Consider the following 309-nt stretch of genomic DNA (forward strand, 5'->3'; position numbering starts at 1 on the left):
GAGCTCTCCGGCGAGCAGACGGTCGAGCCGCAAGGGTGTCGCGGCGTCGAGCCGAAGCTCGAGCATAAGCGCGCTGGCGCATTCCGGCCTGCCATCCAGAAGCTGCCTTTGGACCGTGACGTCAGAAAATTCCTCGATCCGACCGATCTGCTTCCGCAGCGCGGCGGCATCGAACGCGTGGCATCGCACGAGCGTCGGGTCGTTGCTTTCGAGCGCCATAAGCAGCGCCGGCGCGATATCGCGGCGGTTGCGACGCTCCAGGATAGAAAAATTCCAGGAGTTGTCGCAGCCCGTGCAGCGGTAGATCAG

The 309-nt window shown here is 64.1% G+C and carries 1 protein-coding gene; it reads right to left on the reverse strand.

Features of this window, described 5'->3' with window-relative positions; translation table 11 throughout:
- A partial coding sequence (locus EN845_RS34580; protein ID WP_135931326.1) for a DUF1062 domain-containing protein occupies positions 1-309 on the reverse strand: 309 nt, incomplete at both ends.

The organism is Mesorhizobium sp. M8A.F.Ca.ET.202.01.1.1, assembly GCF_004791595.1.
Taxonomy (GTDB): Bacteria; Pseudomonadota; Alphaproteobacteria; order Rhizobiales; family Rhizobiaceae; genus Mesorhizobium.